This window comes from Paenibacillus antibioticophila (genome assembly GCF_000455265.1).
Lineage (GTDB): Bacteria > Bacillota > Bacilli > Paenibacillales > Paenibacillaceae > Fontibacillus > Fontibacillus antibioticophila.
The window spans coordinates 948,676-971,827 of sequence record NZ_HG005139.1; the positions used below are offsets into that span (position 1 = coordinate 948,676).

Here is a 23,152-nt window from a genome sequence, read left to right on the forward strand (position 1 = left end):
CAACTCGTGGGTTACGCCGGCGAGCGCCAATGCGCGCCATTCCTCCAGTTGCTTGAGACGAAGCGCCATGTCTTTAAAGGATCCGATCAGTTCCCGGACTTCGCGCTCCGGCGCGTCGATCTCCAGGCTGACGTCGTAAGAGCCCGCGGCGATTTGCCTGGCGCTTAGGGCAACGTCGCGGATCGGCCGGGACAGCTTGCGGGACAATGCGTATAGCGTAATCCATCCGCATAAAATCAGGGTCAGCAGCAGCAGGACGACCAAGACGATTTCGTTCGGGCTATAGGTAAGCGATCGTTTGGACTGGAGCAGAGCAACCTGCCCTTGCTGCCCGCTTTCGCCCATAATCGGCGCCGTTACCGCCAAAAAGCGGTTGTCCCGCGAACGGGCCAGGTCGTCCGTCAGTTTGTGTTTAAGCTCATATTCGCTGATTTTCGGCTTGGAGAAGACCAAGTGCCCCTTTTTATCGGTAATGATCAGGCATAGCTCGTCCTTGTCCACGTTAAAATAATCAAACCGGCTTTTCAGCAACGGCTCGAACTCGCCAGGAATGGCGAGTTCCCCGTCGGTGGAGGCGATCCGTTCGGAAATCTCCTGGACCAGCAATCCGCTTGTCTTAAGCCGGTTGTCCCTGGCCGTATCCTGGATCCAGTACACCGCGGCCACGGCAATAATGGCCAGGCCCAGGCATAAGATAGCGAAATAGCGTAGCGTCCAGTAGGACAAAAGGGAGGCCGCTTTCGGTTTTATTCTTTGATCCATAATTGATACCCCATTCCCCGTAAGGTACGGATTTCCCCTTCGTCGCCAGACCAGTGCGACAGCGCCTGGCGCAGCCGCTTAATGGAGAGATCGACCGCCCGGTCGCTCCCCTCGTAATCCATTCCCCACACCTGTTCGATCAGTTGCTCGCGGGAAAAAGTCCGGTTGGGGCGTTCCGCCAAAAAGAGCAGCAGCGTCAGCTCGCGGGGATTCAATGCCACTTCGGCTCCGTTGACCAACACCTGCTTGGCGGCTAAATCGATAAGCAGGTTGCCGTAAATCCTTTTGCCGTGACGGTCATTCCAATGGACCGGCCTGCGCAGGACGGCCTTGATGCGGGCGACCACCTCTTCGGGCACGAAAGGCTTGACCATATAGTCGTCCGCCCCTTCGTTCAGACCAGCGAGCCGGTCCGAAATCCCGTCCCTTGCCGTCAGCATGATGACCGGACAAGCCCCTCTTTCGCGAATCGCGGCAAGCAGTTCCATTCCGTCTGCGTCGGGCAGCATCAGATCCAGCAGCACCAAATCCGGTTTATCGCAATCAAACGCTGCGATGGCTTCCGTGCCGGTTGCCGCCCTGACGGGACGGTAGCCGGCTTTTTTTACATAGGCGGCGAGGACGCGCGATATGGCCACCTCGTCTTCGATAATAAGAATGGTCTTCACGAAGTCCTCCTCCTCTATCGTTCAATTTTTAAGCTTATGGTATAAATCATAACCATATGCCGGCCGGGGCTGCAAGTTTTGGTTCGGCAGCCATACCAAAAATGGGAATTTCTATGAAAGTTCAGGTTTGGACATCATCCCGACACATTCGGCTGCTAGATTAAGGGGCAAAAGAGGATAGGAGGCTATACTAAACATGAACAAAAAGACGAGAAACTGGATCGTTGCCGGAGCTGCTGTGGTGATTTTGGTCGGCGCCGGCGGTTACGCCTATATGGATGATTACTTGGGGAACCGGGTGGAAATTACCGAAGCCATCCCGGCAAGCGGCTCGGCGGCGAATGCCTCCGCAAACGAGGGGAACGTGGAGCAAGCCACGGTCGGAGCCGAGCAACTAAACGGAGTATGGAACATCGCCGAAGAATCCAAGGTTTATTTTTCCGTGACCACTTCGCGCGAAACCGTCAATTTTGAAAACGCAGCGGTCGGCGGGTCTTGGACGATCCAACTGGACCAGCCGGAAAATATGAAAGCCGAAGGGACCTTGGAGATGAGTGAAGTCAACTCCGGGAACACCCAGCGGGACGGTCATATCCAAAGCGCCGATTATTTTAACGTGGCGCAGTTCCCGCAGGCAGCATTTACGGCGGCTTCGTTTGAAGGGCTGCCGGAGGCTTGGGAAGAAGGCGCGGTTTACGACTTTCGGATGGCCGGAACGTTAAGCGTGAAAGGGATCGACAAAGAGGCAACGTTCGACGGGCAGGCGCTCTATCAAAATAATCAGGTAAGATTGTCGGGGACGACCACCGTGACCTTCGCCGATTTCGGGATGCAAAACCCGCATTCGGTCGTGCTGGAAACGGAAAACGACATTGCGGTCCGTTTGGAGCTGGTGCTCGAGAAGTAACCCTGCTTCATTCGTCTCGCATGATAGGGGAGTGCCCCAATTAACGCATAAAAGGACCTCAATTCCCTAGTAAGGGAGATGAGGTCCTTCGCATAGAAGAAATGAAATGATCGTTTCATGATCTAACGCTTGCCACGGTGCTTAACCCCCCTGAGATCATCGCTCTGAGATTCTAACGCTTACCCCAGATCTTATACCTCTTTTTCATCAACGAAACCATGGGTTTTTGCAGAAATAGCGCGTGCCAGCGTCGCTAGGATTTCTTAAGCGGCGGATTCGCCGCAATAGCGCTTATCATCAGCGTTAGAGTCAATCATCCGCCATTTCCTATTTTTTGATCCTTCAACTTAAAACCAGTCGGACGAGTACTCCATGTTTAGATGGCAAAAGACACGCCCGTCAGCTCTTCGCTTAACGGTCAGGATATGGTCAAAGGTGTAGAAGTCAATCAGGGAGATACAACAGCTCATTACCTGAGCTGAGGACAGCTTTATAGTTGTATTTTTGATTCTGGCATGAGACATGGACAATATTAGGTAAGTTTTTTTATAAAAGTGTAAAGTTCTAATTTATTGTTTTGTTTCGGAACATTATCCATCTTAGGGGCGATGGAAAGCGCTCTTCATGGCGATAACAACTATTTGTATACAAATGCAGCTTTGGGCTTTGTCACTTCGCTGGTCCTGGCATCGACCTATGGCCTTGGCATTGCTTTATCCGCGATCGTATTATTCTTGTGGCAAGGGGGGATCTATCTTTTTTTCGAATCTTTATCGGCATTTTTAACGGCTGAATTATTAACCGAAATCTCTCTTATAGGGGGCTTCCTCATCTTAAGCTCAGGTCTGGCTATCTTGAAAATCAAGGATTGTAAGGCTCTAAACATGCTGCCGTCTTTACTTGTGCCCATCCTATGGTTCTTGTTAAGAGCAGTATTCTGACTTTCGAGAAGAAATTCCCGTGAGAAATCGCGTTGAATGAACAAGATGGGAAGGGCTCTTGGTGTTTCGGAATGGGCCTGCTTCGTCATGGCTAACATAAATATCCCGGTACACATCGCTAAACTTGAAAATCCCTCCTTCGGGAGGGATTTTGTTGTTCAGGAAAGCTTATAGCAATGAATAAAAATCCCTGACCTATATGATAAGATAATGCCGGTCTGCCAACCGCAACATCAAATCAAGGAGGACAAGGGAATGGACAAGAGCAGTCTAGCACACATGTGCTGGAACTGCACATACCACATTGTATTTGCACCAAAATACAGAAGACAGATGACCTATGGGAAAATGAAGCGAGGATTCGGGGGGATCACCCGAGGACTGTAAGTTCAACAGAATTACTGGAAATGATGCTGCCACTCATTTAAGCCCTCTTCCATCCGATAGGCTTTAAAGCCATTAGCTTGCAGCTTCTGGGCAGCCAATGCTGAGTAGACGCATAATGGTCCTCTGCAGTAAGCGACAATCTCTGCGTTTTTTGGTAATTCTTGAATGAAGTTCTCCAGATCCTCAATGGGAGCAGAGATGGCTCCGGATATATGCCCGGACTCGTACTCTTCTTTAGGCCGCAAATCCAGTAAAATAATGGATCCGGAGCTTAACTTTTCTTGAACCTCATCCATCGTCAAGGTTTGAATATGATCAAGGTTTTCAAGAAAGTCTTGTTTTAGTTTTCCGATATCAGGCAGTTGCTTTTCACTTACTCGCCATAAGGCTGCAAGGAAGTCGACAATGGAGGGATCAGCTAATGAGTAAATTGCATAGGTCCCTTTTTTTGAGAACTTCACGAGCTTCGCCTCAAGCAGGACTTGGAGATGGCGAGATACGTTCGCGATGCTCATGTCTGTGCATGCTGCAAGCTTTTCAACACTCTTTGACCCTTGAGACAACAAATTCATAATCTCCAGCCGCTTATCGCTAGATAAGCACTTTCCGATCCTCGATAGTTGTTTGTAGAGATCTTCTTTGAATACCTTGGCCTCATTCAGCGCCTCATCCATAGTAGCTCATTAACCTCGATTCTTTTTCAAAAATGCTGCTGTTTACCTTTTTAAGTGTCAGTCCAATACCGCTGTCATATGTGCTTTGGTAACCGACCAGTGCGAAGCAGTCCAGTATTTTTCTCCATTTTTCACGAAGATAATTTGAGGTGATTCATGCTTTACTCCTAAATCTTCTGCGATCTGATTGGATACGGGGCGGGATTCAATGACCTTAACCAGCGTGTAATCTATCTGATCATTGGGAGCGGACTCCAGGTATTGTTCATATTCATGCAGTGCATTGGCGCTGACCGGGCAGGTTGTGCTGTGCTTAAGGATTACCTGTCCTCGCTCTGATGATTTCGCAAGGATATCTTTCCATTCCTCAAGGGTAGTTATTTCGTTCCAGTTCATTCCAGTAAACCCCTTTCCTTATATTAAGCTCAGTCAATTGAATAATTGAATTTTAACATGAACTATACAACGATTAGGCGGAAATTTCAAATTTAATCGACTCAATATTCCATATTTGCTTGACGTATTAATAATAACACACTATAATTCAACTATTCAATTGAATAATAAATTACTTGTATGAATTACAGGAGGTTATTGCAATGAGTGCAACAGCATTGACGAAGGAAACGTTTCAAAGCTCTATCCAGTCAGGTGTTAGTTTAGTTGATTTTTGGGCTCCTTGGTGCGGGCCTTGTAAGGTTCAGCTTCCTATCGTGCACGAATTGGCAAGTGAACTGGAGGGGCAAGCTACAATTGCTACAGTCAATGTCGATGAAAATGCAGAACTGGCTTCTCAGTTTGGTGTTCGAAGTATTCCTACTCTGCTGCTCTTTAAGGATGGAAGACTAGTCGATCAATTGATTGGCATTAATCAAAAGCCTATACTAAAAAACAAGGTACTGGGCCTGATTGGTGAATAAAATAGCACCGACCCTTGCTCTTGTTTCCTGATCAAAAGGAATATCTCAGGGCAACAAAGAGGAGTGAAGCATCTCCTTAATCAAATAGCAGCTCGATATGAAAGGGAATGCCTTACCTGTGGTATTCCCTTTTCTATAAGTGCAATAATGTTTATTTTAACAGGCAAATCGTTTAATCAAGGTGGGTTGAGGGGAATTGAATAATATTCAAGTAGGCTCTTTAGTGTTAAATGGACAACTGATATTATATCTAGCTTTTGGAGCAGCAGGCTGGTTGATGCTTCGCTATCGTCTTCGAAATAGGGCGGAGCGGCACGTCATTCTGTCTGTTATGTCCAACGCATTTTGGATGTGGATTGTAGTGTGGAAGCTGAGTTTCTTAATCTTTCATCCGGTCGAGGTCATTCACCGTCCTGCTGTTCTGCTCTACTTTGACGGAGGAGGGCGCGGGGCCTGGATTGCAAGCTCAGTTGCTGCATTCTATATCTGGAAGAAAGCGGCGAAGCTGAAGGGCTTATCTCCATCATGGCTGGATATGACGACCTTATTTTTATGTTCCGGATGGTTCGCCTATCAGATGTTATCGGCTGTCATCGGAGTAGAGCCTGTCTGGTTCCATGCAGCAAGCGCCGGATTAACCGCAGGTTTTCTTTTTCTGCAATTAGCCTTTTCAAGTAAAAGTAATCTGTTAAAATGGCCGGCCTATGCAGTCTGGCTATCGATTGGACATGTTATTCTCTGGTTCTGTGTTCCGAATCGGGAGATCCTGCTTTTGTCCTTCAACAAGCAGCAATTGTATTTTTTAATTATTGCCGCAGCCCTAACCGCATGGAACTGGTTGAATGAGGCAAGGCCTGGCGGAGTTCTCCGGGAATAATATTTTTGGCGGATTACTCTTTGATGGAGGGAGATACATAGAATGAGGAAAAATATAGCAGCCATACTTTTCTTGATCGGTCTTGTTGTATACGGCACATATGATTATTTGAAAGAGTCCCCTTCCGATGCGATACAGATGTCGGAGCTTGAAGCGAATGAAGTAGGAATTCGGAAGGGACAAAGGGCACCGGACTTTACACTTGCGGATTTACAAGGGAACCCCGTAAAGCTATCTGACTATAAGGGTAAAAGAGTAATGCTTAACTTTTGGGCCACCTGGTGTCCCCCGTGCCAAGTGGAGATGCCTCATATGCAGAAATTTTATGAAGACTATCGGCATCAAGATATAGTGGTTCTTGGAGTGAATATGACGGCTATTGAAAATCATCAGGAGGATGTGCAAAAGTTTGTGAACAAAGGGCAGTTTACGTTTCCCATTCTGTTCGATACGAAAGGAGACGTTATGCAGGCATATCAGGTTACTGCGTACCCGACAACGTATTTGCTGGATTCCAGCGGGGTGATCAAGGACAAATTTGTGGGAGCAATGAGCTACGAAACGATGAAGAAATACGCTATGGAAATGAAATAAATTCTATTGACTAAAAAAATACTATCTATATAATTTTAACTATGATCCATCTGAAGCAACTTATAAATTCATTATGATGACATCCGGGAGGAAGCCTATGTTTTTTAAACGCAAGGAAAAGAAGCCAGCTGTAACCTCATTGGTCATCAAATCCCCGCTGAGCGGCACTGTTGTGGCACTGTCGGAAGTTCCCGATGAAGCTTTTTCGGAGGGCGCGATGGGACAAGGGTTTGCCGTTGAGCCTGAGGCAGGCAGACTGGTATCGCCGTTCTCCGGCACGGTAGTACATGTTATGGAAAAGAGTAAGCATGCAGTTATGCTGGAGCATGATAGCGGTGTGCAGATTCTGATGCATATTGGCATGAATACCGTCTCTTTGAAAGGTGAAGGATTCAAGCTGCATATTGAGAATGGTCAGCGGGTTGAGGAAGGGCAGCTGCTTATTGAATTTGACATGGCCGTGATCCGTGAGGCCGGCCTGCCGACCATCACCCCGGTTATCGTTCCTAACGGACTGGTGAGCGTTAAAGGGGTAGAAGTGGTGCTCGAAGGCTCTGACAGCTATATCCGCGTAGACTTGTAACCGTTTTATGAGCAGTAATCATAAAGAAAAGCCCTGTTTAAGGAATTCCTCCGGCAGGGCTTCTTGGCGTTTAGTTGTTTTGTTTGGTTTTGTAGTTTCTGATGTGAAGATAAACGGTGTTTTTGGAAATAGATAGTAATTCAGATACAATAACTACAGAATTTTTGATCTGGAATATTCCGTTGACCAGCAGCTGTTCAATAATCGCTTTGTTCTTCTCGGTAGCTGGAATGGAGGTGTCGCCCTCGATCTGTGCCTTGGCCTCCTGAAGCGATTGAAGGATGATCGATTGCGGATCCTCGGAAAAGCTGTCGATGACAGGCGCTTTCTGTGAAGAGTTATGTTCCGGAAGGAAGGTGCCCATGACTTTTACGAACGAGGTATTCAGATAAAAGTTGATGCAAAGAACCCCAATAATTTTATGATTGGAGCCATCAATTGGCGTGATCATTGATTTCATAGGCTCACCAGAGGAATTTCTGCTGAAATAGACGAGGTGTTGGTTGCCTTCCTCCATTTTTTTTGCCTTTTCTAAAATATTCAGATCCTTATCCGTAATGGAATCCCCGATTTTTCTGGAGCTATGCTCCCCGTTGACAATCATCATAATCGATTGATTCTCAAGGTTGTAAAGGATCAGTTCATAGCCGCTCCCTAAAAAAGCGCCCATTCCTTTCATGGTTTGTATGTATGAGTTCAATATTTCACGATCCGTCTTGGTAATCTTCACGATACCCCTCCGCTAAAATATATTTCATTATTAAATAATACCTAAAAAATACAAATATAACAACTTGTAAAGGGAAAACACAGGTTTTTAGCCCTGTTCTCTCGAAAATCTCCAAATAAAATTATTTTATTGAATGAAAATTATTCTATTGACTAAAAAAAATACTAGCATTATAATTTGGCTGTAACGAACCAGAACCAACAACTTTGAAATGGGGGAGAACATGTATAAGGACTTAATCGCTAGTGTGCTGAATCATATTGGCGGCAGCAGCAACATCGCAGAATCCACACATTGTATGACTCGCTTGCGCTTGGAGATCATCGATGTGAGCAAGGTCAACAAACCGGAGCTTGAAAAAATAAAGGGTGTATTGGGCGTCATTAAGAATGGCAGTCAAGTCCAAATTGTAATCGGTCCCAATGTCTCGAACGTGTACAAGGAATTTGTGGAATATACGTCTGACTCGGCAAATGGCGGTTCTTCAGCAGCTCCAGTGAAATCGGATACAAATACAGAACGTCCGAAGGAAAAGACGCTGACGAAGGTCATGAATACGATTGCGGGTATATTTAATCCTATCGTACCTGCATTAGCCGGGGCCGGCTTGATCAAAGCGATCCTCGCCCTGTTGGTCTCGGTCAAGGTACTCAGCAATCAAAGTGAAACTTATCTGATCCTCAACACAATCAGTGACGGCGTATTTACCTTTTTACCGTTTCTGTTAGCGATTTCATCGGCCAAAATCTTCAAGATGAATACCTATGTAGCCGTTGCCATAGCTGCAGCGATGCTTCATCCGACCTTCTTGAACTTTTTGACAGAGGGGACAACCCAGTTGCATTTCCTGGGGGCGCCTATGAACTTGATCAAATATAACGGCAGCGTATTGCCGATTGTATTGACGATTTGGTTCGCGTCTTACATTGAGAGATTCGTAGACCGGTTCACGCCGTCAGCGCTGAAGATTATTATTGTTCCGGCCGTTACTATTTTGATTGCGACGCCGATCTCCCTGATAGCTATCGGTCCTGTTGCGCAGTTCCTGGGCAATAATATCGCAGGATTTATCAGCATTCTGTTTGATAAGGGCGGCATTTTCGCCGGTTTGATTTACGGCGCACTTTACTCCGTGTTAGTCGTGACAGGTATGCAGCATGGGATGGTGCCGGTCCTGATCGACGGAATTTCCCGAGTAGGCTACAACTTCATCAGCCCGGTATCAGGCAGTGCCAATATGGCCCAAGCCGGTGCAGCATTCGGAGTGTGGCTGAAGTCCAAGGACAAGAACACGAAGACCGTTGCTGCGTCTGCAACCATCTCAGCGATGTCCGGTGTCACGGAGCCTGCGATATACGGCGTCAATTTACGGTTGAAAAAGCCATTCTTGGCCGCTTTAATCGGCGGTGCGGTCGGCGGATCGTTTGCCGCATTCTTTGGAGCCAAGTCTTATGCCATGGGCGGCCCGTCCTTTCTGACCCTGCCGATGTTCATCGGGGAACCGGGAAATGTCTGGTTGGTGGCTGCAGCCTTTGTCATCGCCTTTATCACAGCCGCTATCACCACGTTTATCGTCGGATTTGAAGAAAATCCAGTAGAAGACAACTAAAAAATATAGATAAAATAAGGAGTGGAACAACATGAGAACACTGAAAAACTTTCCTGAAGGATTTTACTGGGGGGGCGCAACTGCTGCCAACCAGATTGAAGGGGCATGGGATGTAGACGACAAGGGGATCAGCATTGCTGATGTAATGACAGAAGGATCCTTCGGAGAGCCAAGACGGATTACCAGAGGAATTGTGGAGGGAGAATATTATCCTGCCCATGAAGCCATTGACTTCTATCATCATTATAAAGAGGATATTGCCCTGTTTGCCGAAATGGGCTTGAAAATGTATCGCCTGTCCATCGCTTGGTCCCGTATTTTCCCGGACAGCAATTCGGATACGCCGAATGAAAAAGGGCTGGAGTTCTACGACAAGGTGTTCAAGGAACTGAAAAAGTACAATATCGAGCCATTGGTTACGATCTATCATAACGACCTGCCTTACCATTTCGTCGAGGAATGCAACGGATGGTCTTCACGGAAAGTGCTGGATCAATATTTGGAGCTATGTAAGGTCCTGTTCACCCGTTATAAAAATGACGTGAAATACTGGATTACATTTAATGAAATCAATGACCTGACCGTGCCGCTCGGCAACTGGAATCATGGCGGTATTCTTCACGAGGGAACCAAATACTTCGTGGACCAGGTAGATGAGCCGAACATGCGTTACCAAGCATTGCACAACCAAATGGTAGCGAGTGCAGAAGCGGTGGTTATCGGTAAAAAGATTAATCCGGAATTCCAATTTGGCTCCATGATCTGTCATATTACGGTTTACCCGCATACCTGCCATCCGGACGATGTGTTGCTTGCACAAAGAGAAGATTTGATCAGAAACTGCTTCTGCGGCGACGTTATGCACCGCGGGGAATATCCTTACTATGCCCTGAGATATTTTGAAGAGAATGATATTCAGATTGAAATGACCGAGGCGGACAAGGCGATTCTGAAGGAAGGCATTTGCGACTTCTATACCTTTAGTTATTATATGACGATTTGTAAAAGCGCCGACCCGAATACAGTGCAAACCTCAGGCAACATCATGGGCGGAGCCAAGAATCCTTATCTGGAAGTCAATGAATGGGATTGGCAGATTGACCCGAAGGGCCTTCGCTATACGCTGAACCATGTCTACGACCGCTACCGTCTGCCTGTCATGATTACGGAAAATGGTCTGGGAGCACGCGACGTGGTAGAGGCCGATGGCCAGATTCATGACGATTATCGTATCGAGTATACGCGTCAGCATATTCAACAAATGCAGGAGGCCATCACAGACGGCGTTGAACTGGTTGGCTATACCTCTTGGGGAATTATTGATGTAGTAAGCTGTTCAACCGGTGAAATGGACAAGCGTTACGGCTTCATCCATGTGGATAAGGACAACCATGGCAACGGAACATTGAAGAGAACGAAGAAGGATAGCTTCCATTGGTATAAAAAAGTGATTGAAACCAACGGACAAGAACTGTAATATCGCAATCATTTAAGCTTTATGGGTACAGAAAGGCCTCCAAAACTACTCTATATAGTAGGATTGGGGGCCTTTTGCTTAGGGGATCCATTCTCCATCGATCAGTTGCGGAGTATTTCCGGGTGATGAAGCAGAAGGGATAGCGTAGGCGCCTCATTCAATATTGGGCTTGCAAAAACTAATGCCCTTAGTTATTATAAAACTAATAGCATTAGTTTTTGGTGAAGGGAGAGCCCGACATGAGAATGATACATGAAAAAACGGTATGGCAATTGACGTGGATGCCGCGCATTTTTCCGGTGAATGCCTATTTGGTGGAGGAAGAGGATGGCTTGACTTTGATTGATGCGGCGCTGCCCTATAGCGCGAAGGGGATTCTGGAGGAGGCTGCGCACATCGGCAAACCGATTGTACGAATCGTGCTTACCCACGCGCACAGCGATCATATCGGCGCGGTAGATGCGCTGAAGCGGGCGCTGCCCGATGCGAAGCTGCACATCTCCGCGCGCGACGCCCGGCTGCTCGCCGGGGACAGAAGCCTGGACGCGCATGAGCCGTCTACAGCGATTCGAGGCGGCGTGCCGAAGCCGGGCAAGATTGCCGTGGAGCCGGACGTTTTGCTGCGGGACGGCGACCGGGTTGGCTCCCTGCTTGCCATCGCGACACCGGGACACACACCGGGCTCGATGTCCTTTCTGGATACGCGCAACGATGCGCTGATCGCGGGAGACGCCATGCAGACCCGGGGCGGCGTAGCCGTGTCGGGGCAGCTCAAGCCATGGTTCCCGTTCCCGGCCATGGCGACATGGAACAAGGAAGAGGCGCTTGCCAGCGCCCGCAAGCTGCAAGCGCTGAAGCCGTCGCTGCTCGCGGTCGGTCACGGCCGCATGCTCAGCGATCCCTCGCAAGCCCTCGACCGCGCCATCGCTGAAGCGGAGCAAGCGATCATAAAGCAAAGGAGTGCACAGCCTCATGTCCCCGAGAATCGGTCTTGATTTGCCTGCCTTGCTCAACGCCGCCGCCGAGCTGGCCGATGCGGAGGGCTTCGAAGCGGTAACGCTGGCGACGCTTGCTCAGAAGCTGAAGATCCGCCCGCCCTCCCTGTACAACCATGTCGCCGGACTGCCCGAGCTGCGCCGCTTGCTTGCGCATCGCGGCCTGGAAGAGCTCGCCGCCTGGCTTGAGGGAGAGGTCGCCGGCCTGTCCGGGGATGACGCGGTCCGGGCATTCAGCCGGGCGTACCTCAGCTTCGCCCGTGAGCATCCCGGCTTGTATCAAGCTCTGCAGGCGGCACCGTCCCCCGGCGACGAGCTCTTGGAGCAAGCCGGGGAAAGGGTGCTGGAGCAAATTTACCGGACGATGGACGGTTACGGACTGTCCGGCGACAGCGCCGTTCATGCGGTGCGGACGATCCGCAGTCTGCTGCACGGCTTCGTAACGCTGGAGCAGCAGGGCGGCTTTGGACTGCCGCTCGACCTGGACGTTACCTTTCGACTCATGGTGGATACTTTTCTGGCCGGTGTCAAAAATCCTGATTCCTTCAAATCATAAACGCATTGGATAAACAGCAGATCAGCTATTTGACTGCTGTTTTTTTGTGTGCTTAAAACCGAAAGCAGTACCTAACGCATGATGGTGGTATTGACTATATTAGTTGAACTATAAAAGCTACGTAGAAAGGGCATAAGAGTGAAGTGTGCTGTAGAAGCGTAAGCGTTCGCCTTTGTGAGTGGATTTCTACCTTATAATAATTCAGTTCAATTAGAGAAATCCGCGAACAACAGCGATCGTAAGCACACTTCACACGTTGCCCCAGAACGTAGGTAGAAAAGTGAGTTTTATACGATATTTCATACAAAGGAAGGTTTTCTTGAGAGAATGATAGGCGGTTTATACGAATATTCGTACAAATTTTCCGTTTTCAGAGGATAAGCCATGCTTTTTATACGATTATTCGTACAACTTGCATAGATTGGGAGAATGGTGAGGGCAACTTGTGCGAAAAAACGTACAAAACTTCCTCGTACTTCAATATGCATGCAACTGCATTCAGCCGCATTCAGCTACGTTCAGCCGCATTCAGCCGCACTCAGCTACATTCAGCCGCATTCAGCTTCGTCCAGACAGAGAATCCCGCGAACAACAGCGCTCCTTAGATCATAATGACAGTTTATGCAGTAATTTATACAGTTCAAGCAAGAGGCCCATGAAAGGGAATTCTTTGTGCTACATTTTCTTAGTATGGGGTAAGAGCGCCTAAGTAAAGATGTATGCGCTTTTATTCAAATAGAACGATCAGGGAGCGTTAGCGTATGCGGAAAACCATTTCGTTTCAGATTAAATTTGTACTTTTATTCCTCACATTTCTCTTTGTCTTAAACACCTTAATCAGTGGAATTACTAATTCTCAAGTGCAATTATCCGCCACTTTATTTTCAAATTCATTCCTGGTATTGGAGAATGAGCAGTTGAAATTAGCTAAAGAGTTAGGCCGGATAGATTTGTCCGTTCAGGCGGCCCTTTTGGGGAACGGAAGAGCAATTGAAGAAGTGCCGGCAACGCACAAGATTGTTGAGCAGGCGATAGCCAGCGCTAATACCATATCTGATTTAACGGAGGAGTTCTCCAACAAGGTGAGGGACGACGCGCTTCGAGCTTCATACCTGCCTTATCAGGCTTCAATAGAAGCCTATTTAAGTCAAATTGCGTTAGTATTGAATCAGATTGCCCAAGGGAACGAGGCATCAGCGAAAGAAAGCTACATCGAGTTGGATCGTCTCGCAGGAGCTATGCAAGAAGCGGAAGCTCAATTTCAGGCCGTGCTGGATAGTAGCATTGCCCATGAGAAAGCACTCATTGATTCCAGACTAACAAGATCCTCCGTAATCATTTATGCGATGGCCATCCTATTCCTGATTTCTGTTGTTGTTGCCTTCAGATTCGTCTTGAAAGCGATCATTCGCCCAATTCATACGGCGAGTAAGAATCTCAATCAAATCATCCATAGCCTGGAGCATAATGAGGGGGATTTGACGGTTAGATTAGAGCATATTTCAGATAATGAAATCGGGCAGATGACCCATGGAATGAACCGCTTTTTAGAGATATTGCAGAGCGCTATGCTTTCGATAAAGCAGGGCTCCAATCAAATTCATCAATCAGCGGAGAACATTAGCAACAATATCCTGGCTTCCACAGATTCTACAACAACCATATCGGCAGGTTTAAATGAAATGACAGCAAGCATGGAGGAAATCAGCAGCACCATTCAGGACATCGATCATGGGGCCCAGCTCGTACTTTCGGCAGCAAATTTAATTGCAGACGATGCCGGCGCCAATTATGATCAGGTTGCCCATATCCTCAATCGTGCCGAGCATATCCATTCGCAGTCCAACCAAAGCAAGCTTCAGACGATGTCTGTAGTGCAGGATATTGAGCAAGGGATGTCTAGTGCTATATCGAACAGCCGCTCTGTGGAAAAAATTAATGAGCTCACCACGAACATTCTGGACATTTCCACCCAGACGAATCTCCTGGCCCTAAATGCTTCTATTGAGGCGGCAAGAGTTGGAGATGCCGGAAAGGGCTTTGCCGTCGTAGCGGATGAAATCAGAAAGCTTTCGGAAAATACGAAACATACCGCGAGCCATATCCAGACGATCAGCGCTTTGGTGACAGATTCGGTGAAGGAGCTTGTCGATAATGCCAATATGATTATGTCTTATATCTCGGGCAGGATACTGGACGACTACGCTAACTTTGTAGATACAGCTAATAATTATAAGGCTGATGTGGAGAACATCAATCAAATGCTGTCGCGCTTTACGAGCCAATCAGAAGAATTAAGGAGCATCTCAACCAATATGGCCGAGGGCATCAGGGGAATCAGTCTGGCTGTAGAGGACGGGGTGAATGTAATGATTGATGCTAATGAAAGCACATCGAGCTTGCTTGAATCGATGACTACCATTTCGGACGAAGTAAGCTATAATCAGGAAATTGTAAATCGTCTACATGACCATGTAAATAAGTTTAAAAAGATCTAGATCGCGTGTGTGGAAAGGTGTGCTTTTGTTTGCTATAATCATGGTATTTTTGTTCCCTGATGAAGGGTAAGGAGGGACAACATGATCCGGATCGCGATTGTGGAGGATGAAGCTCATTACAAAGAGCAGCTTACTGATTTTCTGAAACGGTTCGAGCAAGAGACCGGCGAACATATAGATCTCGCAACCTACGGGGACGGCGATGAATTTGTAGAGGACTTCAAGGCCCAATTCGATATTATTTTGATGGATGTACAGATGCGCTTTATGGACGGCATGGCGGCAGCGGAGGAGATCAGAAGGATGGACTCCGAGGTGGTCATCATTTTCATCACCAACATGGCGCAGTATGCGATTAAGGGGTACGCGGTTGACGCGCTTGATTACGTGCTGAAGCCGATCTCCTATTTTCAGTTCTCCCAGCGGTTGAACCGGGCGATTGAACGGATGAAGCGTCGGGAAGAGCATCACATTACACTTAAGATCAAAGGCGGGGTCAAGCGATTTCAAATTTCGGATATTTATTACATTGAGAGCCTGGGACACAAGCTGGTATTTGTTACGAAAAGCGGCGAGGTGGAGACCATCGGCACGATGAAGGAGCTGGAGGATCAGCTTGCCGGATATCCCTTCTTTCGAGGGAATAAAGGCTACTTTATTAACCTGGAGCATGTGGAAGGAATGGAGGATGTGTTTGCGATCGTCAAAGGAAAGCCCCTGCTGATCAGCCGTCCCAAACGCAAAGCGTTCATGGAGGCGTTGTCCAACTATTGGGGAGAAGTGATCAAATGAATACCGTGCTTCCGGATATCCCCCGTTTATATACCGCGCTGGCGGAATGGCTGGCCTGTATCGTGTACATTATCCCGTTGAGAAAACGGCTGAAGGGTTGGAGTTTATTCGCTTTCGCGGGTGGTTTTCTTGTACTGCAGTCCTTATTCTTAATGCTGACGAAGAATTTTCCCGTTTATTTTTGGATTCCCTGCATGGTTGCCGCGATTGGAATTATGTTTTATTTCATGTATGTCAGTTGCCATATCAGTGCGCTGGAAGCGGGATATTATAGCGTAAGGGCCTTTGTAGCCGCTGAATTTGTCGCTTCCTTGGAATGGCAGGTCCATGTGTTCGTTTGGCAGAACAAGCCTGCTTCGGCGTGGCAGGAATCCCTGCTGTTGCTGCTTATCTACGGGACAGCGTTTGCGATCATTTGGCTGCTGGAGAAGCGGCATATTCCCGAGGAAGGCAAACTGAATATTAGACAGCGTGAGCTGTGGTCGACCGTATTTATCGGCGCTGCCGTATTCGGCATTAGCAATTTAAGCTTTGTCAGCACGCAAACGCCATTCAGCGGACAGTATGCCCAAGAGATTTTGAATATTCGTACGCTTGTCGATCTGGGCGGCTTTGCGATTCTATATGCTTACCACATTCAGCTTAATGAACTGCGCATCCGGCATGAGCTGAAAGCGGTGCAAAACATTCTCCAGCATCAGTACGTGCAATACCAGCAATCTAAAGAAAGCATCGAGCTGATCAATCTGAAATATCATGATTTGAAAAATCAAATTATTGCGGTACGAGCGGAAGAAGATACGGAGAAACGCAACGCTTATCTAAAGAAAATGGAGGAAGAAATTAAATTTTTTGAAGCGCAGAACAAAACGGGCAATCATGTATTGGATACACTGCTGGCCAGCAAAAATATGCATTGTATTAGAAATGGGATCACGCTTACTTGCGTGGCGGATGGAAGCTTGCTCAGTGATATCGATATTATCGACATATGTACGATTTTTGGCAATGCGCTCGATAATGCGATCGAATATGAGCAGCGGATTGAAGAATCGGAAAAGCGCTTGATTCATGTATCGGTCTTCGCGCAAAAGAGCTTCATTATGATTCGTTTTGAAAACTATTTTGAAGGCGAATTGGAATTGGACGGCAATTTGCCGGTTACGACAAAAACGGATACGTTCAATCATGGCTACGGGTTAAAAAGTATTCGTTATTCCGTGGAAAAATACGGTGGTGTCGTCAGCATTGGCAAGCAGGACAACTGGTTTGAGTTGAAAATATTAATTCCGATGAAACAGAAATAGAGCGAATTTGGGAGAAACGGCGGGCAAGTAGTCAGTGGGCCAACTGGCTGCTTGCCCGCTATTTTGGTATGCCGTGATACAGTTTATGCAAAAAAAGAGACAGTTCGTGCGTTTCTCCTTCTTTAAAATAAATAAGTGTTAGAATACCCGTATGTCATCGAAGATTATATAGTCGTAAGCGTTTAAATACAGGAATAAAATGTATGCGCTTTACCCTATTTAAAGTCGCTAACGAGTATGAACTTCGAGAAAAATTCTGATTACTAAATGGGGGTATATTACATGAAGAAAATATCAAAAACGGCCGCAATTAGTACTTATATCGTAAGTATTATACTAATTATAGGCCTAATCGTAGGCAACGTTTATGCAGAAAAGTATTCTCAGATCATCACAACCTATTTAGGTCATTCCACTGACAAGATAGTATCTTCAAAAGACGATACGGAGGTGGATTCCGAATATTATAAGAGTGCATTTACTTCTGCAGACGAAATGCAGACGGAAGGTGAACGGATCAGTCAGGAAATCGTAGAAGAAGGTATTGTGCTATTAAAAAATGACAATGATGCACTGCCACTGAAAGCTGGATCAAAAATCAGTTTATTAGGTCAGAGCTCTGTCGATCTTGTGTACGGAGCAGGCATTTCGGGATTAGTTGATACAAATAAAGCGCCTGATTTATTGGCTGCGCTAACAGGCTCTGGGTTTGAAATCAATAAGACACTTTGGGATTTTTACAAGACGGGTGAGGGATCTTCTTACAGAAAAGAAGTTCCAGACATTTATGGTGAGGGACCTTATGCCGTGAATGAAGTCCCTGCAAGTGTTTATAAAGATGAAGTCATGAAGAGCTTCTCGGATTACAATGACGCTGCAGTAGTTGTGATTGGCCGTTCCGGTGGTGAGAGCTCCGATCTTACGACTGCTGTGCTGCCTACAGGATCACATTATCTAGAGATTGATGACAACGAAAGAGATTTGCTTAAGATGGCAACTGAAACCTTTGATAAGGTCATTGTTTTAATCAACGCCTCCAACACATTAGAATTAGGGTTTCTGGAGGAGTATGACATTGATGCAGCTATTGTAGTGGGCGCTATAGGACCGCATGGCGCTAATGCTATCGGTGAAGTTCTTAACGGGAATGTCAATCCGTCCGGGAAATTAGTTGATACGTATGCTTATGATGCGTTTAGTTCTCCAGCAATGAAGAACTTCGGCAATTACAACATTGCCAACAGCAAAGTTACTATGGGGAATTCCTATATGGTTTACGCGGAAGGCATTTATGTCGGGTACCGCTACTATGAAACCCGATATGAGGATGTAGTTCTTGGTAATGAGAGCGCTGCAAATTACGATTACAGTACACAAGTACAGTTTCCTTTTGGATATGGTCTGTCCTACACGACATTTGAATGGTCTGACTACAACGTAAAAGAATTGGATGACACGTACGAAGTCTCCTTAAATGTAACGAATACAGGTTCTGTTGCGGGTAAGGAAGTTGTTCAGATTTATATGCAGTCTCCTTATACAGAATATGACAAGCAAAACAAAATTGAGAAGGCTTCTGCCGAACTGGTTGGTTTTGCAAAAACCTCAGCAATTGAGCCTGGTAAGTCAGAAACGGTCCAAATTGAAATCGACAAAGAAGAAATGAAAACCTATGATACACATGGCTATGGCACATACATTGTTGATGCAGGCACCTATTATTTTGCGGCAGGTCGAAACGCACATGATGCATTGAATAATATCCTTACAGCAAAGGGCAAGACAGCAGCCGATCATATGGATGATGACGGTAATACAGCGTTGGTGAAGGATTTTACTGTTGATCAGTTGGATTCTACTACGTACAAAGTATCCACAGATACAGGAAATGAAATTACGAATCAGTTTGCTGATGTAGATATTAAAAAATATGATCCATCGTTTGAATACCTTTCAAGAAATGACTGGACAGGCACATGGCCAGTAACCTATGCAGATGGTTCTATGACTGCATCCCAAGAGTTCCTCGCCGATCTTGAAATCTCTCACACAGAAGATCCTGAGGCTGTAATGCCTGCGACAGGAAAGATTAATGAGGAATATGGAAAATTAAGTGCTGCGATGTTTATTGGAAGGGAATATGACGACAAGTTATGGGACGTACTGCTTGATCAGTTAACAGTTGACGAAATGACCGAACTAGTCAGAATGGGAGGATATGCAACAGTGCCTATCCCATCCATTAATCTTCCTGCAACCATTAATAAGGATGGTCCTGCTGGAATCTCCGGTGAGCTTGTTGGTGGTAATGTACAGGCTGTGGCTTATCCGGGAGAGGTCGTTATGGCGTCTACATGGAATGTGGATCTGATTCGCGAATTGGGTGAATTAATCGGTGAAGATAGCCTTAGCAACAAAGTAGCAGGCTGGTATGCACCTGGTGTTAACATTCACCGTACGCCATTCGGAGGAAGAAACTTTGAATATTTCTCCGAAGATAGTTTCCTTTCAGGCAAACTTGCCGCGAGTGAAGTCGCAGGTGTTCAGTCCAAGGGCGCATTCGCAATGATGAAGCACTTTGTTCTAAATGAACAAGAAACCAACCGCATGGGCGGCGCTATGTTTGCAAATGAACAAACGACTCGTGAACTATATTTGCAGCCTTTTGAGACAACCGTTCGTGAAGGCGAAGTACTTGGGGCTATGGCGAGCATGAATCGAATTGGCGCCCGTTGGTCAGGAGGTCATAAAGGCCTGATGACAGAAACACTTCGTAATGAATGGGGCTTTAAAGGTTTGGTGATCACCGATCAGGCATCCTTTCCGGTCTTCGCATACCAAGATATTTTGGAAGGTCAGGAAGCAGGTACTAATCTCTGGTTGAACACGGATGCAAACCTATGGAAATTTACGAAGGATCAGTTAACACCTGCCACAGTAAGCAACATCAGAGAATCAACTCACGCTATTCTCTACACAATTATTAATAGCAATGCAATGAACGGAGTTTCCGTTACTTCTAAAATTGTTGCTGTATTGCCATTATGGAAGTATTGGTTAATTGCTGCAAACATTGTCATCGGCCTTATCGCTCTTGGTGCAATGTTCATCGTCTCGAGAAAGCTGATTAAACAGAAAAGAATCAGTGGGTAAGTTCACTTTCTGATTAAATCAGAGGAATAAATTTTATGGCGGTACTCTCCTATCCGGGGGTACCGCCGAAATGTTTCGTAAATGGACATGAACAGTTCGTGCAGAAATAAATACAGTTTGTGAGTTGGGTCCGAGCACGAAATAGAACCATGCTAGAATGACGGTAGGAAAGCAAGAAAAGGGGATGATTCGATGGAGCCAGCCTTTACACGACGAATGAGCAGTGAGCAGGTAGAAGGGAAATGAATGCGCTTTATTTCAAACTTAAGAATTAAGTGGAGAAGAGACATGAAATATAGAGATCTTATTGAAAAAATGACGCTGGAAGAGAAAGCTTCATTAATGTCTGGCAAGGATTTCTGGCAAACACAGAATATCGAACGGTTAGGAATTCCAAGCATGTTCCTTGCGGATGGTCCGCACGGGATTCGCAAGCAAGCGGAAGCGGCCGATCATCTTGGATTGAACCCGAGCCTTCCTGCTACCTGCTTCCCAACGGCCGCAACCGTGGCCAACAGCTGGAACGTGGAGCTGGGCGAGCAGATCGGACACCATCTGGGCCAGGAGGCGGCAGCGCAGAACGTTCATGTCCTGCTCGGGCCAGGCATCAATATGAAGCGTGACCCGTTATGCGGCAGAAATTTTGAGTACTTTAGTGAGGATCCTTATCTCGCAGGAAAAATGGCTGCCGGCTATATTCGGGGCATTCAGGAGCATGGTGTATCTGCGTGTGTCAAGCATTTCGCCGCCAACAATCAGGAAGAGCGCCGGATGTCCATCGACACGATCGTTGATGAACGAACGCTGCGTGAAATGTATTTAACGGCTTTTGAAATCGCCATCACGGAAGGCAAGCCGCGGACTGTTATGTCCTCCTACAACAAGCTGAACGGTACGTATACCAATGAAAATCTGCATTTGATGCAGGACATTCTGCGTAAGGAATGGGAGTTCGACGGAGTCGTCGTGACCGATTGGGGAGGCAGCAACGATCGTATTGCCGGCTTAATCGCGGGAAATGAGCTTGAAATGCCGACAACCGCAGGTGAGACCAACGCTGAAATCGTTCAGGCAGTGAAGAGCGGCAAGCTGGATGAAGAAGTGCTTAATCAGTGTGTAGACCGCCTGTTACAGCTTGTCTTTACTACGGAGAAGGCATTGGCGGACAACGGCAAGGACAAGACAGAGCTTCCAATCGAACAGCATCATCTTGCAGCGCAGCGGGCTGCGGAAGAGTCGATTGTGCTCTTAAAAAATGAGGACGGTATTCTTCCGCTCCCATCCGAAAAGAAGGTTGCAGTTATCGGGGACTTTGCGAAGGAAGCCCGTTATCAAGGGGCAGGGTCGTCGATTGTTAATCCGTCCAAGCTGGATCAAACTCTGCAATTGCTGGAGCAGTTCGGCATCAACAGCATCGGCTACGAGCCGGGCTTCGAGCGCTACGGAAAGCGAAATCGCAGCAAGCTATCGCGGGCATGTGCACTGGCCAAGCAGGCAGATATCGTATTGCTCTATATCGGGTTAGACGAGGTGACAGAAGCAGAGGGGCTGGACCGGCAGAGCATGCGTCTTCCCGACAATCAGGCAGCCTTGCTTGCAGCGCTTCACGAAGTCAATCCGAATATCGTCGCGGTACTATCCTGCGGGGCAGCCATAGAAATGCCTTGGATTCATCAAGTGAAGGGCCTGGTGCATGGCTACCTCAGCGGTCAAGCAGGCGCGAAGGCCATTCTGCGAGTACTGACAGGACAGGTTAACCCTTCCGGCAAGCTGGCAGAAACCTATCCGCTTGGTTACGAGGATACACCGGCAGCAAGCCATTTTCCCGGCAAAGAGGTCAGTGTGGAATATCGGGAATCGCTATTTTTCGGCTATCGGTACTATGATAAAACCGGGATTGATGTGTTATACCCGTTTGGCTATGGGCTAAGCTATACTTCATTTGCTTATTCCGACCTGTCCGTCGATTCCTCAGGAGCGACGTTCACCATTACCAACAGCGGTTCTATGGACGGTATGGAGATTGCTCAGTTATATGTAGGCTGCACTTCAGATAATATCTTCCGTCCCTACAAGGAATTGAAGGGATTCTGCAAGCTGTTTCTGCGGGCTGGAGAGAGCAAAGAGGTTCATATTCCGTTCGACGATAAAGCCTTCCGCTACTTTAATATCAAGACGAATCGTTGGGAAGTGGAGGAAGCGGATTATGCGATCATGATCGGGGCATCCAGCGTGGATATCCGATTGGAAGCAAATTTGCATGTTAACGGCAGCGGTGCGCCCTTGCCGTATGAGCCGACTAAGCTTCCGTCTTATTATTCCGGCAAGGCAAGCAATGTCACGCAAGCCGAATTTGAACAACTGCTGGGTTATCCGGTGCCTAAGGCGACCTGGGACCGTACACGACCGCTCGGGTATAATGATTCGATTGCACAATGTCAATACGCCAAAGGCTGGGTTGCTCGATTTGCTTTTCGTACGATGACCTTTGCTCATTGGTTTTTGCGGAAAATCGGAAAGAGAAGCACAGCGAATCTGATCATGATGTCAGTTTATCATATGCCGTTTCGAGGAATTGCAAGAATGACCGGCGGCCTAGTAAATATGCCTATGGTGGATGGGATGCTGGTGATGGTTAACGGCAGCTTCTTTAAAGGGTTGCGCCATCTGTTGAAGGAACGGAAAAAGCTGATGCAGGCGGCGAGATCACAATAAGGAGAGC

The 23,152-nt window shown here is 47.0% G+C and carries 20 protein-coding genes and 1 pseudogene; 16 read left to right on the forward strand and 5 right to left on the reverse strand.

What is annotated here, in order from left to right; genetic code table 11:
* Together TX85_RS26225 and TX85_RS04195 are read right to left on the reverse strand one after the other, a co-directional pair.
* Positions 1-762 (reverse strand): HAMP domain-containing protein (locus TX85_RS26225; RefSeq protein ID WP_044477862.1); only part of this gene is annotated, 762 nt, incomplete at its 3' end.
* Positions 747-1,430 (reverse strand): response regulator transcription factor, encoded by a 684-nt coding sequence (locus TX85_RS04195; RefSeq protein WP_044477863.1) that lies wholly within the window; start codon positions 1,428-1,430, stop codon positions 747-749. The genes TX85_RS26225 and TX85_RS04195, both read right to left, overlap by 16 nt.
* A 196-nt stretch (positions 1,431-1,626) precedes the next feature.
* Between TX85_RS04195 and TX85_RS04200 the strand changes: the two genes are divergently transcribed.
* The 3 genes and pseudogenes from TX85_RS04200 to TX85_RS04210 all read left to right on the forward strand — a co-directional run.
* Entirely contained in the window at positions 1,627-2,337 is a 711-nt protein-coding gene (locus tag TX85_RS04200) for a YceI family protein (RefSeq protein ID WP_044477864.1), read from the forward strand.
* A 572-nt stretch (positions 2,338-2,909) separates the two neighbouring features.
* Positions 2,910-3,278 carry a DUF554 domain-containing protein gene (locus TX85_RS25730; RefSeq protein WP_262362611.1) on the forward strand — a complete coding sequence of 123 codons (369 nt, stop codon included), beginning with the start codon at positions 2,910-2,912 and terminating at the stop codon, positions 3,276-3,278.
* 255 nt (positions 3,279-3,533) lie between these two features.
* Positions 3,534-3,662, forward strand: a pseudogene (locus tag TX85_RS04210) (transposase); the annotation flags it as partial.
* A gap of 14 nt (positions 3,663-3,676) precedes the next feature.
* On the opposite strand, the gene TX85_RS04215 reads toward TX85_RS04210, so the two are convergent.
* Entirely contained in the window at positions 3,677-4,339 is a 663-nt protein-coding gene (locus TX85_RS04215) for an ArsR/SmtB family transcription factor (RefSeq protein WP_044477867.1), read from the reverse strand.
* Between the two features lie 57 nt (positions 4,340-4,396).
* Positions 4,397-4,735: a bacillithiol system redox-active protein YtxJ gene (gene ytxJ / locus TX85_RS04220; RefSeq protein ID WP_044477868.1), complete on the reverse strand. Its 339-nt coding sequence runs from the start codon at positions 4,733-4,735 to the stop codon at positions 4,397-4,399.
* A gap of 203 nt (positions 4,736-4,938) precedes the next feature.
* Here ytxJ and trxA point away from each other — a divergent pair, with 203 nt between their 5' ends.
* From trxA to TX85_RS04240, 4 genes are all read left to right on the forward strand, one after another.
* Positions 4,939-5,259: a thioredoxin gene (gene trxA / locus TX85_RS04225; RefSeq protein WP_044477869.1), complete on the forward strand. Its 321-nt coding sequence runs from the start codon at positions 4,939-4,941 to the stop codon at positions 5,257-5,259.
* A gap of 196 nt (positions 5,260-5,455) precedes the next feature.
* The gene (locus TX85_RS04230) at positions 5,456-6,136 is read left to right on the forward strand and encodes a hypothetical protein (RefSeq protein WP_044477870.1); all 681 of its coding nucleotides are present in this window, start codon (positions 5,456-5,458) and stop codon (positions 6,134-6,136) included.
* 42 nt (positions 6,137-6,178) lie between these two features.
* Positions 6,179-6,730, forward strand: coding sequence for a peroxiredoxin family protein (locus TX85_RS04235; protein ID WP_044477871.1), 552 nt, complete (start codon positions 6,179-6,181; stop codon positions 6,728-6,730).
* A gap of 97 nt (positions 6,731-6,827) precedes the next feature.
* A complete protein-coding gene (locus TX85_RS04240; RefSeq protein WP_044477872.1) occupies positions 6,828-7,313 on the forward strand; it encodes a PTS sugar transporter subunit IIA in 486 nt (161 codons plus the stop codon).
* Between the two features lie 70 nt (positions 7,314-7,383).
* Here TX85_RS04240 and TX85_RS04245 read toward each other — a convergent pair whose 3' ends face one another.
* Complete coding sequence (locus TX85_RS04245; RefSeq protein ID WP_049894785.1) at positions 7,384-8,043, reverse strand: helix-turn-helix transcriptional regulator; 660 nt, start codon at positions 8,041-8,043, stop codon at positions 7,384-7,386.
* A gap of 223 nt (positions 8,044-8,266) precedes the next feature.
* Between TX85_RS04245 and TX85_RS04250 the strand changes: the two genes are divergently transcribed.
* From TX85_RS04250 to TX85_RS04290, 9 genes are all read left to right on the forward strand, one after another.
* The gene (locus TX85_RS04250; RefSeq protein WP_044477874.1) at positions 8,267-9,652 is read left to right on the forward strand and encodes a PTS transporter subunit EIIC; all 1,386 of its coding nucleotides are present in this window, start codon (positions 8,267-8,269) and stop codon (positions 9,650-9,652) included.
* 31 nt (positions 9,653-9,683) lie between these two features.
* Entirely contained in the window at positions 9,684-11,129 is a 1,446-nt protein-coding gene (locus TX85_RS04255; protein WP_044477875.1) for a glycoside hydrolase family 1 protein, read from the forward strand.
* A 239-nt stretch (positions 11,130-11,368) separates the two neighbouring features.
* The gene (locus TX85_RS04260; RefSeq protein ID WP_044477877.1) at positions 11,369-12,124 is read left to right on the forward strand and encodes an MBL fold metallo-hydrolase; all 756 of its coding nucleotides are present in this window, start codon (positions 11,369-11,371) and stop codon (positions 12,122-12,124) included.
* The gene (locus tag TX85_RS04265) at positions 12,102-12,680 is read left to right on the forward strand and encodes a TetR-like C-terminal domain-containing protein (RefSeq protein ID WP_044477878.1); all 579 of its coding nucleotides are present in this window, start codon (positions 12,102-12,104) and stop codon (positions 12,678-12,680) included. The genes TX85_RS04260 and TX85_RS04265 overlap by 23 nt, the downstream gene beginning before the upstream one ends.
* A gap of 917 nt (positions 12,681-13,597) precedes the next feature.
* Entirely contained in the window at positions 13,598-15,178 is a 1,581-nt protein-coding gene (locus tag TX85_RS04270) for a methyl-accepting chemotaxis protein (RefSeq protein WP_158297298.1), read from the forward strand.
* Positions 15,179-15,259: 81 nt separating this feature from the next.
* Positions 15,260-15,970 carry a LytR/AlgR family response regulator transcription factor gene (locus TX85_RS04275; protein WP_044477880.1) on the forward strand — a complete coding sequence of 237 codons (711 nt, stop codon included), beginning with the start codon at positions 15,260-15,262 and terminating at the stop codon, positions 15,968-15,970.
* The gene (locus TX85_RS04280; RefSeq protein ID WP_044477881.1) at positions 15,967-17,277 is read left to right on the forward strand and encodes an ATP-binding protein; all 1,311 of its coding nucleotides are present in this window, start codon (positions 15,967-15,969) and stop codon (positions 17,275-17,277) included. The genes TX85_RS04275 and TX85_RS04280 overlap by 4 nt, the downstream gene beginning before the upstream one ends.
* 282 nt (positions 17,278-17,559) lie before the next feature.
* The gene (locus TX85_RS04285; protein ID WP_071784158.1) at positions 17,560-20,430 is read left to right on the forward strand and encodes a glycoside hydrolase family 3 C-terminal domain-containing protein; all 2,871 of its coding nucleotides are present in this window, start codon (positions 17,560-17,562) and stop codon (positions 20,428-20,430) included.
* 288 nt (positions 20,431-20,718) lie between these two features.
* Positions 20,719-23,145, forward strand: a complete 2,427-nt coding sequence (locus TX85_RS04290) for a beta-glucosidase family protein (protein WP_049894786.1) — start codon at positions 20,719-20,721, stop codon at positions 23,143-23,145.
* Positions 23,146-23,152 lie beyond the last annotated feature (7 nt).